Here is a 2,747-nt window from a genome sequence, read left to right as displayed (position 1 = left end):
GGCCTGAGCCATGTCGGCGAACGGGGTCAGGCTTTCGGGGATGTCGCCTTGGGCCAAGCCGAGAATGGTTCGCTCCCAGTCTTTGAATGCGTCGGGGGTCTGATGCGTGTGCATGCCATATTCTCCGTTATTGACCTCTAGCCCTTTCGTCCGCGCAAGGCAAGGTTTCGGAGTTGAGGCGAGAAAGTCCAAACCTGATTTTTTTCAGGCACGAGGCTTGCTAAGAAAGAGTAGCCAATGGTCGTGCGCGGCACGATTTTCCCCACGATTGAGGACGAGGCCACTTCACAGCATTGGTTGTGTGAAAAGGCGGGATTCCTTCACTGGACCAAAAAAGAATTCGAGGGAGCCGGATGGCGCCCTAAAGAAATCCCTCGAACGGCCGATAGCATAGGCAAGGGAAGAAACAAGGCAAGGAAGCCGACAACATTCAAGGAGGAACAATCATGTCGCTTATTATCAATCACAACCTCATGGCCATGAACGCCGCCAGGAACCTGAGCAGCAGTTACAATGCCCTTTCCGTATCCACGAGGAGATTGTCTTCGGGGCTTCGGATCGGTTCGGCGGCCGACGATGCGGCCGGATTGGCGGTCAGGGAACTCATGCGGGCCGACATCGCCTCGCTGAACCAGGGCGTGCGCAACGCCAACGATGCCATCTCGATGATCCAGACGGCGGACGGGGCTCTGGGCGTCATCGACGAAAAGCTCATCCGCATGAAGGAATTGGCCACCCAGGCGGCCACGGGAACCTACACCTCGGCCCAGCGGCTGATCATCGATTCCGAGTACCAGGCCATGGCCTCGGAGATCACCCGAATCGCCAACGCAACGGATTTTAATGGTATTGCTTTGCTAAACGGCAATTTGTCGGGTGATACCCATAGTGGATCCGGCGTCGTATCGACCGGTAAGCTGAAGGTCCACTTCGGCACGGCCAACGATTGCGCAGAGGACTACTATTATATTAAGATCGGAACATCCACGGCCTCTGCCCTTGGCGTTGGCTTGGGCGCAACCACTACGGCGGGCCGTTCCATTTCCACACAGGAATTGGCCCAACAGGCCCTTGACGCCTTGAACAAGGCCATCACTTCCAAGGACGAGATCAGGGCCAATCTGGGAGCCCTGCAGAACAGGCTCCAGAACACCATCACCAACCTGCAGATTCAGGCCGAAAACCTGCAGGCCGCCGAGTCCCGCATCTCCGACGTGGACGTGGCCCTGGAAATGACCGAGTTCGTTCGGAACCAGATTCTGACCCAGGCTGCCGTGGCCATGCTCTCCCAGGCCAACTCCCTGCCGAGAATGGCCCTCCAGTTGATGGGGTAACGGGCTGCAAAACGAATCACGGGTTTTGATCCACTCGTGAAACTTGAAGGCCGGGCCCGAACAGGGCCCGGCCTTTTTTTACCGGTTTGAAATTTGCAAAGAAGGGACGACAGGGAATTTTGTTCCGCCATGTGAATATCGGGAGTTGTCATGTCCGACGAGATGCTGAGCAGCAATTATCTGACGTCTGGGTCGATATATTTTACCGGTCTGGGGAACGGGACTGATTTCGACTCCATGGTCACCAGTCTGGTTCAGATCGAAAAGCGAAAGAGCCAGCAACTCGAGGCCTGGAAGGCCGAATGGGAAAGCAAGAACGAGGCGTTCCGCGGGTTGAACTCGTCCTTGCTGTTCCTGAAGACAACCATGGAATCCATGGACACCCAGGGCGAATTCCTGATCAAGAGCGTGACAAGTTCCAACGAAACGGCCTTGACCGCCGCGGCCGGAAGCAACGCCGATCTGGGCACACACACGGTGGAGATCAACCAGCTGGCCCAGAACGACATTCTTGTTTCCACGACCGGATTTTCCAGTTCAACTGACATAGTGGCCCCGTCGGCTTCGGTCTTCGAGTTCACCTATGGGGGTAATACAGTATCCGTTGACGTGGCGGCCAACTCAAGCCTTGAGGCCTTGGCATCCTACATCAACGCCAGTGGCGACAACAGGGATTCCAATGGGCAGCTCATGGTCCGGGCCTCATTGGTCAACGATGGAAACAACTATTATCTCCAGCTCCGAGGAATGGATTTGGGCTCGGACAATCAGGTGGTTGTTTTGGACCCTCCGGCAAATACCCTGGCCGGGTTCGCATCGGCCGACTTCGACCAGACCCAGAACGCCCAGAACGCCCAGATCCGGGTTGACGGCTGGCCCACGGGAACCTGGATCGAGCGAAGCACCAATGTCATCGATGACGTCGTCTCCGGGATCACCCTGACCCTCAAGGAAAGCGGATCGACGGTCCGCATAAACACCGAAAACAACCTGGACGCCATCCGGGAAAAGATCGAGACGTTCGTGTCGGGGTACAACGACGTCATGGGTCAGATCCAGGCTCTGACCAAGGTCAATCAGATGACCAATCAGGGTTCGCTGCTAACCGGAAACTACGGTCTGCAGATGATCAGTCAGAACCTGAAAAACATCGTCGCCTCCAAGGCAACTGGTTTCGACTACGACGACGACAAGTTTCTGGCTCTGGGCGGCCTAGGGATCACAACGGACACGGACCAGAACTCGGTGACATTCGGTCTCTTGAAGATCGATTGGGACATCCTGAACGACGCGCTGGAGAAAGACGCCGAGGGAGTGTCCGAGGTCTTCGGTGCCAATCTTTTGCCGGCCTGGAATTCGACGGACTTCAGGTACTACTCGGCCATCACGGGCATCACCAAGGCCGGGGTGTAC

At 56.4% G+C, this 2,747-nt stretch carries 2 protein-coding genes; both read left to right on the top strand.

All coding sequences use genetic code 11. The annotated features are described in order from the left end of the window. Positions 1 to 446: 446 nt before the first annotated feature. The gene (locus EOM25_13735) at positions 447 to 1,334 is read left to right on the top strand and encodes a flagellin (protein ID NCC26235.1); all 888 of its coding nucleotides are present in this window, start codon (positions 447 to 449) and stop codon (positions 1,332 to 1,334) included. Positions 1,335 to 1,484: 150 nt separating this feature from the next. Further along, a partial coding sequence (locus tag EOM25_13730; protein NCC26234.1) for a flagellar hook protein occupies positions 1,485 to 2,747 on the top strand: 1,263 nt, incomplete at its 3' end.

It is taken from the genome of Deltaproteobacteria bacterium (genome assembly GCA_009929795.1).
In the GTDB taxonomy this organism is placed as follows: domain Bacteria; phylum Desulfobacterota; class Desulfovibrionia; order Desulfovibrionales; family Desulfomicrobiaceae; genus RZZR01.
This window is presented reverse-complemented; position numbering and strand designations above follow the sequence as displayed.

Bases quoted from the DNA above. Each gene is read 5' to 3' on its own strand.
- EOM25_13735 (NCC26235.1), top strand. From the start codon at position 447: ATGTCGCTTATTATCAATCACAACCTCATGGCCATGAACGCCGCCAGG.